The 8,327-nt window shown below is 38.5% G+C and carries 7 protein-coding genes; all 7 read right to left on the bottom strand.

Going from position 1 to position 8,327, the window contains the following annotated elements; all coding sequences use genetic code 11:
• Positions 1–130: 130 nt before the first annotated feature.
• Positions 131–1,660 (bottom strand): glutamine-hydrolyzing GMP synthase, encoded by a 1,530-nt coding sequence (gene guaA, locus BUC06_RS22690; RefSeq protein WP_073336832.1) that lies wholly within the window; start codon positions 1,658–1,660, stop codon positions 131–133.
• Between the two features lie 168 nt (positions 1,661–1,828).
• Positions 1,829–3,067: a phosphoribosylamine--glycine ligase gene (gene purD / locus BUC06_RS22685; RefSeq protein WP_073336830.1), complete on the bottom strand. Its 1,239-nt coding sequence runs from the start codon at positions 3,065–3,067 to the stop codon at positions 1,829–1,831.
• Positions 3,068–3,155: 88 nt separating this feature from the next.
• Positions 3,156–4,673, bottom strand: a complete 1,518-nt coding sequence (purH, locus tag BUC06_RS22680) for a bifunctional phosphoribosylaminoimidazolecarboxamide formyltransferase/IMP cyclohydrolase (RefSeq protein ID WP_073336828.1) — start codon at positions 4,671–4,673, stop codon at positions 3,156–3,158.
• A 374-nt stretch (positions 4,674–5,047) separates the two neighbouring features.
• Positions 5,048–5,617, bottom strand: a complete 570-nt coding sequence (gene purN / locus BUC06_RS22675; RefSeq protein WP_073336826.1) for a phosphoribosylglycinamide formyltransferase — start codon at positions 5,615–5,617, stop codon at positions 5,048–5,050.
• A 76-nt stretch (positions 5,618–5,693) separates the two neighbouring features.
• On the bottom strand, positions 5,694–6,686 hold the full coding sequence (gene purM, locus BUC06_RS22670; protein ID WP_073336824.1) for a phosphoribosylformylglycinamidine cyclo-ligase: 993 nt from the start codon (positions 6,684–6,686) through the stop codon (positions 5,694–5,696).
• A gap of 309 nt (positions 6,687–6,995) precedes the next feature.
• Complete coding sequence (locus tag BUC06_RS22665; protein WP_073336822.1) at positions 6,996–7,547, bottom strand: NADPH-dependent FMN reductase; 552 nt, start codon at positions 7,545–7,547, stop codon at positions 6,996–6,998.
• Positions 7,548–7,578: 31 nt separating this feature from the next.
• The gene (locus BUC06_RS22660) at positions 7,579–8,307 is read right to left on the bottom strand and encodes a pirin family protein (protein ID WP_073336820.1); all 729 of its coding nucleotides are present in this window, start codon (positions 8,305–8,307) and stop codon (positions 7,579–7,581) included.
• Between the last annotated feature and the right edge of the window lie 20 nt (positions 8,308–8,327).

Here is an 8,327-nt window from a genome sequence, read left to right as displayed (position 1 = left end):
TTTAATACATTCTAATTTGAAAGCAACGCTAAATTTTTCTTTTCTATACATAAAAAATGCCCCTAAAAAGTGTCTAACTTTTTGGGGGCAGTCCAGAGGCTGGATCTATGTATATTAATTTAAGTGAAAATTACTCCCACTCAATCGTTGCAGGCGGTTTGCTTGAAATATCGTAAGCTACTCTGTTGATTCCTCTTACTTCGTTGATGATTCTGCTGGATACTGTATCCAGGAACTCGTAAGGAAGTCTGCTCCAGGTTGCCGTCATAAAGTCGATGGTGTTGGCAGAACGAACTACAGCAGTGTACTCATAGGTTCTTTCGTCTCCCATTACTCCTACTGATTTTACAGGAAGAAGGACTACAAAAGCCTGCGATACTTTTTCGTAAAGATCATTTTTGTATAATTCTTCGATGAAAATATCGTCAGCTTCCTGAAGGATTTTCACTTTTTCAGCGTCTACAGCTCCCAATACCCTGATTCCTAATCCAGGGCCCGGGAATGGGTGTCTGTGTACCAAATGATGTGGAATACCTAGCTCCTCACCTACTTTTCTTACCTCATCTTTGAAAAGCTCTCTTAGAGGCTCCAATAATTCGAATTCCATATCTTCAGGAAGTCCTCCTACGTTGTGGTGAGACTTGATCACTGCAGAGGGTCCGTTCACAGACTGGCTTTCAATAACATCAGGATAAATGGTTCCCTGAGCTAAGAATTTAGCCCCTTCAATTTTATGAGACTCTTCATCAAAAACATGAATAAACTCGTTTCCGATGATTTTTCTTTTCTGTTCCGGATCGTCTACTCCAGCTAATTTTGAAAGGAATCTTTCTTTAGCATCAACCATTTTAATGTTCATATGGAAGTGTTCTCCATAGTTATCCATTACTTTCTGGCCTTCTTCTTTTCTCAATAAACCAGTATCCACGAAGATACAAGTCAGCTGATCACCGATTGCTTTGTGAATTAAAACTGCTGCTACAGAAGAGTCAACTCCTCCTGAAAGTCCAAGGATCACTCTGCTGTCTCCTACTTTTTCACGGATTTCTTCAACTGTTTTTTCGATGTAGTTCGTCAGTTTCCAGTTTTTTTCAGCATTACAGATTGGGAAAACAAAGTTTTCAAGCATTTTTCCTCCTTCTTCTGTATGAGAAACTTCCGGGTGAAACTGAACGCAGTATATTTTTTTGTCTTCATTGGAGATAGAAGCAATGACCCCTGATTTTGCGTTTAATTCAAACCCTGCAGGTAATTCTCCTACTTCGTCAAAGTGACTCATCCATACGATAGAATTCTGAGTAACTCCTTTTAACAAAGCATTTTCTTTAATAATATCCAAATGAGCTTTTCCGTACTCTCCTTTTTCACCTTTGTTTACTTTTCCTCCTAAAAGGTGAGCGGTGAGCTGCATTCCGTAGCAAATTCCCAATACAGGAATTCCTTGTTCATACAATTCTTTTTCTACCAGGTGAGCATTTTCTGCGTTCACAGAGCTTGGTCCTCCGGAAAGGATAATTCCTTTGGGCTGTTTGGCAAGAATATCCTGCAAAGGTGTATTGAAAGGAAGAATTTCAGAATATACGCCCATCTCACGGATTCTTCTTCCGATAAGCTGATTGTACTGTGATCCGAAATCTAATATGATAATACCGTTGTTCATTTTGTAAATGATAATTGATGATTGATTAATGATATGAGATTTGAGATTTGAGATGTCAGATATCAGACTTGGGTGTCTGAAATCTGAGATCTTGCATCTGGTATCTAATATTGACTGTTTTACAAAAAAAGACTTGGAAAGGTTCCAAATCTTTTTTCGTGATTTATTTTAAAACTTTCCGATGTCTTCTCTGTAGAAGCCGTAATCGAAATGAATGTGGGCTGCATCTTCGTATACCTTTTTGCGGGCGTCGTCATAGGTAGCTCCTGTAGCAACGATGTTAAGAACTCTTCCACCGTTAGAAACTACTTTGTCAGCTTTTCTTATGGCACCTGCGTATAGAAGTTTAGAATGTTTCAGTTTGTCTTCTCCTACAATTTCGTACCCTGTTTCTATGTTTCTTGGGTAACCTCCGGAACACATCACAAGACATACTGCCTTTTCGTCTTTAAACTTAAGCTCGATATCTTTTCCATCCATACAGTCCTGGATCACATCAAGAAGATTGTTTTCCATTAATGCCATTAATACCTGAGTTTCAGGATCTCCGAATCTCATGTTGTACTCAAGAAGGTAAGTTCCGTTCTTAGTAACCATTAATCCAAAGAAAATGATTCCTTTAAAGCTGAATCCTTCACCTTTCAGACCGTTAATGGTAGTTTGTAAGATATTTTTTTCAAAATCAGCATAGTGCTCCTGAGTAAAATCAGGGCTTGGCGCTACAGATCCCATACCACCGGTATTGGGTCCTGTGTCACCGTTTCCAGCTTTTTTGTAATCTTTTGCAGCAATACAAGGGAAAATCTTTTCACCGTTTGAGAATGCAATGATTGAAGCTTCAAAACCTTCTAAATATTCTTCAATAACCAGACGGATTCCAGCATCTCCATAAATTCTTCTGATCATGAAATCGTGGATCGTAGCCTCAGCTTCTTCAATGTTGTCGCAAATAACAACACCTTTTCCGCCTGCAAGACCACTCGCCTTAACCACTAAAGGATACTGCTGTGTCTGAACATATTCTTTAGCATCGTTGTATGAATCAAATACTACCGCTTTAGCCGTTTTGATATCATAGGTCTGCATAAATTTCTTAGAGAAAGCCTTACTTCCTTCCAGGCTCGCTACTTTTTGGTTCGGACCGAAAACTTTAAGATCGTGCTTTTTGAATTCATCCTTCAGACCTGCTACAAGAGGTGCTTCAGGACCTACAATCGTAAGATCCACCTTTTCTTTAATGGCAAAATCTCTCAGTTCTTTAATCTCTGATAAATGAACATTTTTCCCTATTACATCGGTAGTAGCATTACCGTTAGCAAAAAACATTTTAGAAATTCTTGGGTCATTCTGAAGCTTTGCTGCTAAAGCAGATTCTCTACCGCCTTCACCTATGATTAATATTCTCATACTTTATTTATTATCTAGTCTATTTTACAAATATATAATTTTGAATGCTATAAATACAATCCCAAATTATTTTTTAATTCTATTTTAATTAATGTAAAAAATGTCTAACCCCGGTAAACATCATTGGGATACCGTGCTCATTAGCAGCTTCAATGCTGTCCTGATCTTTTACACTTCCACCCGGCTGGATAATTGCTTTAATTCCTTCTTTAGCGCAGAAATCTACTACGTCACGGAAAGGGAAAAATGCGTCCGAAGCCAGTACAAGATCTCCTGTGAATTTTTCTTTTGCTCTTTCGATGGCTTGTTCAGTAGCCCAGATTCTGTTGACCTGTCCGCCACCAATTCCGAAGGCCTGAATACCGTTGGAAACAACAATCGCGTTTGATTTTACATACTTCACGACTCTCTGAGAGAAAAGAAGGGCTTTTTTCTGCTCTTCTGAAGGCTGTACCTCAGTTACCACTTTTATATCGTCAGAGAAATGATTGTCATTATCCTGAACCAGGATACCTCCGTCAATTTTCACCCAGGTCTGTTTGTCAGAAACAGGGTTAACGATTTTTATAATTCTAAGGTTTTTCTTTTTTCTTAAAACTTCAAGAGCCGCTTCATCAAAGTCCGGAGCCATTACGATCTCCAGGAATGTTTTGTTCAGTTCTTCTGCTGTGGCTGCATCGATCTTGTAGTTCATTGCAACAATTCCGCCAAAAATAGAAACAGGATCACATTCGAAAGTTTTTTGGTAGGTTTCCAATGCTGAAGTTCCGATCGCTACGCCACAAGGTGTAGAATGTTTCACTGCGCAGCACGCCATTTCTTCTTTGAATTCGGTTACTACTTTCCAGCAAAGGTCCATATCACGAAGGTTGTTGAAAGAAAGTTCTTTACCACCCAGCTGTTCGAAATCTTTCATCGCACCGTTTTCAAACGTAGAAACGTAGTAAGCAGCAGTTTGGTGAGGGTTTTCGCCATATCTTAAATCAGATGCTTTTCTGTATGAAGCATTAAGATACGCAGGATATTCTTCATCTAAAAGCATTCTTGAAATAGCACCGTCATAAGCTGAAGTAAGGTTGAATACTTTTCCAGCAAGCTTTTTACGCGTTTCGATGTATGTGTCACCGTTTTGTTCCATTTCAAGTTTTACCGTTGCATAATCTTCTACATCGGTAATTACGGTAACAGAATCGAAGTTCTTAGCCGCAGAGCGAAGCATTGAAGGACCTCCGATATCGATGAATTCTACTTTCTCATGTAAAGAAATGTCTTTGTTTACATTTTCAAAGAAAGGGTAAAGGTTGACGATCACCATATCGATCAGATCAATTCCATGTTCCTGAACGGTTTTCATGTGTTCTTCATTGGAACGTACTGCTAAAAGACCTCCGTGTACTTTCGGGTGAAGGGTTTTCACTCTTCCGTCCAGCATTTCAGGGAAATTGGTGACCTCATCGATCTGAATCGGATTTAAACCGGCATCTTTCAAATGCTTGAACGTTCCTCCCGTAGAAATCAACTCATAATTCTGGGCTTCCAAAAACTGGGCGAACTCGATCAGGCCGCTTTTGTCAGAAACACTGATTAAAACTCTCTTTTTACTCATTTTACTTTCAATTTTTTACTTTTCACAGCTATTTCAAACTGTAGCCCGGTCTTTCACCCCCGGCCTTACTTTTATTTACTTAGATTTTTTAAAATTTTTTCGAAATTCTTTCATCAAAAATCCGAAGTGTTTTCTTTTAATATATATTTCAAATTCGCTCAATCAGACATTAAAAAAATCTGTTGCTATTCTATTGGTCAGGCTGCGCGAAGTCGTCGCCTTCATTATTTTAGCGCTAAGCAAGCTAAGTTTTATCTGTTTCAAGTTGAACAAACGCAGAGGCGTTTCACTCAGCAAAGGGTAAATATTCTATAACCACCCCGTCAAAAATTCTTTGAATTTTTGCCACCCTCCAAGGGAGGGGAATTTCGATTCTATGAATTGTTTCCTAAAACTTTATTGATTGCCTTTGGGAATATTTCATATTCAATATGATGAACTTTCTCTGCTATCGTTTCCGGAGTATCTTCTGCGGTCACTTCAAATGATTTTTGAAGAATCGCTTCCCCTTCATCAATTCCCGGAGTGACAAAATGTACGGTTGCCCCGCTTTCTTTTTCTCCGGCCTCAATAACGGCGTTGTGAACATTCATTCCCCACATGCCTTTTCCTCCGAATTTAGGAAGCAGTGCAGGATGGATATTAATAATCTTTCCGGTCCAGTTTACACAGAATTCAGGTTTTAGAATGGATAAAAATCCTGCCAATACGATTAAATCTGTATCTTTCGGAATCACCTGTCCCAATTCATTGCTGAAGTTCTTTCCTCTTGGAATCAGAACATGGTCTATATGATGATTTTTGGCTCTTTCAAGTCCGTAACATTCTCTGTCTGCCACTACCAGAGATACTTTTGCATTCTGGATTTCTCCGCTGTCAATGGTATCTATGATTCTCTGCAGATTGGTCCCGGAACCTGAAACGAGTATAACGATGTTTTTCATGTTGTTAATGTAACAATGTATCAGTTTAACAATGTAACAATGCGTTTAATTGGTACACTGGTACATTGATCGATTGTTATATTGCTAAATTAATTTTCTCGCTTCCTTCCGTGATCTCACCGATTTCGTAAGCATCATCTAAAAGGTGCAATACTTTTTCTGCGTGATCTGGATCAGCAACAATGATCATTCCTACTCCCATATTGAAGGTTCCGAACATTTCTTCACGGGATACGCCACCTCTTTTTTCCAGTTCAAGCATTACACTAGGAATTTTGATCTTGGCAGCATCGATAGAAGCACAAAGCCCTTCAGGAATAATTCTTGGAACATTTTCGTAAAGTCCTCCTCCTGTAATGTGGGCAATACCGGAAACTTTTACTTCCTCCAATACTTTATGAATATCTTTGTAATATAATCTTGTAGGCACTAAAAGGGTTTCGTATAAAGGTTTTCCTTCAAACTCTTCTTCGAAGTTAGGAAATACTTTTCTTACCAGTGAAAATCCGTTGGAGTGGAATCCTGAGCTTGGCAAAGCGATGATTTTATTTCCGGTCTTGATGGTAGAGCCGTCAATGATCTGATCTTTTTCAACGATTCCTACACAGAATCCTGCAACATCATAATCTCCCGGCTGGTACATTCCCGGCATCTCAGCAGTTTCACCACCAATCAATGCGCAGTTGTTGTCTTTACAAGCTTTCACCATTCCAAGAACGATCTCAGCAGCAATTTCTGAATCCAGCTTTCCGCAAGCCAGATAATCTAAGAAGAATAGAGGTTTTGCACCGTGGCAAAGGATATCGTTGGCACACATTGCGAAACAGTCGATACCGATAGAGTCATACTGTTTGGTATCCAAAGCTACTTTCAGCTTGGTTCCTACTCCGTCTGTTCCTGAAACCAGCACCGGATTTTTATATCCTCCGATCTCATAGAAAGCTCCAAAACTCCCCAAATGGTTCAATACATTTGAGTTGTGGGTTTCGCCTACTGCTTTTTTGATCTTATCAACCGTTTTGTACCCTTCTTCTTTGTCTACGCCTGCTGATTTGTAAGTGTTGCTCATGTTTAATAATTTTATTAATGTAGCAATGTATCAGTTTAACAATGTAACAATCATTTTGTTTGGAAAACCAAAAAACGGGTCTATTGATACATTGGTATATTGGTACATTTTATTTCTATAATTACTTTTTATATCGATTTTAGAAAATAAAAAAGCCGACAATCTTGGTAGATTATCGGCCGTTATTTTATCTCAGAATTTCAGAGTCCACAGTTTTCCCTTTCTCTGAGAAACATTCTTTAAAAGTGGTCTGAATTTTCATCTTTTTTCTTTTTGCAAAAATAGTAATTTTAAATTAATATTCAAACTCTATTTTTCAAGGATGGTTTCAATGGCTGCTATCTTCTTTATTTTATCTTTTAATTCATTGTCTTTCTCTTCATTAGAAATCTTCTGTGCAGCTTTATCAAAGTTGTCATTAAAGAAAGGAAGTGAGAAAGTTTCGACAATATTTCCACCATGGGAAGGAAAACGCTTCGATGCAGCTTCTAAAACGCCAGCTCCGCCTCTACCTCCGGGAGAGGTTGACATTAATAACATTGGCACTTGATTAAATACCGTTCTGTCTTTGATTCTGGATACCCAGTCGAACACGTTTTTGAATGCTGTAGAATAAGTTCCGTTGTGCTCAGGTAATGACACCAAAAGAAGATCAGCTCCATCAATTTTTGAGGCAAAATCTTTTGCTTCCTGAGGAACACCTCCGGTCAATTCTCTTTCGTGCTTGTAAATGGGCATTTCGAAAGGGTTCAAATCTATTACTTCTACTTCTGCATTTTCAAAAAGAGATGATGCATAGGCTACTAACTGTCTGTTCATTGAAGCATCTGAATTGCTTCCTGCTATTGCTAAAACTTTCATTTATTGTTTATCTATTTAATGTTTTTGATTATTATTTCAAATAAGCCGGCAAGTCCATGGGTACTTCCATTAATAAGATCTCAGCGTCATCTACTGCTTCGATATTAAAGCTCTGAGTATCCCATATGCCCAAACCATCTCGTTCATTTAAAACCCGGTCTCCTACTTTGGCGCTTCCTTTTAAAACGAAGGCATAAACTCCATTTCCTTTTTTATTCAACATATAATTTTTGCCGTTTCCTGATTTGAAATTAGCCAAATTAAACCAGGCATCCTGATGAATCCAAACTCCGTCATCATTTTTATCAGGAGACAAAATCTGCTGGAATCCATTGATTTTTTCACCTTCTTTGATGCTTTTCTGATCATATCTCGGTTCCACATTGACTTCTCGAGGAAAAATCCAGATCTGCAGGAATTTCACTGCTTCATCTTTATTTTTATTGTATTCGCTATGCATTACTCCGGTTCCGGCGCTCATGACCTGGATCTCTCCTTTTTTGATAACGGCGGTAGTTCCCATTGAGTCTTTATGTTCCAGATCTCCTTCCAAGGGAATTGATATAATTTCCATATCCCTGTGCGGATGTGTTCCAAATCCCATTCCCTGTGAAACGGTATCGTCGTTCAATACTCTTAAAACACCAAAATTCATTCTGTCTTTGTTTTGATAGTTGGCAAAACTGAAGGTGTGGTAGCTATTTAGCCAACCATGATCTGCGTGTCCTCTTGAATCTGCTTTATGATATACTGTTTTCATACTGTGATTATTTTATGGTA

The organism is Chryseobacterium carnipullorum (assembly GCF_900142785.1).
Taxonomy (GTDB): Bacteria; Bacteroidota; Bacteroidia; order Flavobacteriales; family Weeksellaceae; genus Chryseobacterium; species Chryseobacterium carnipullorum.
This window is presented reverse-complemented; position numbering and strand designations above follow the sequence as displayed.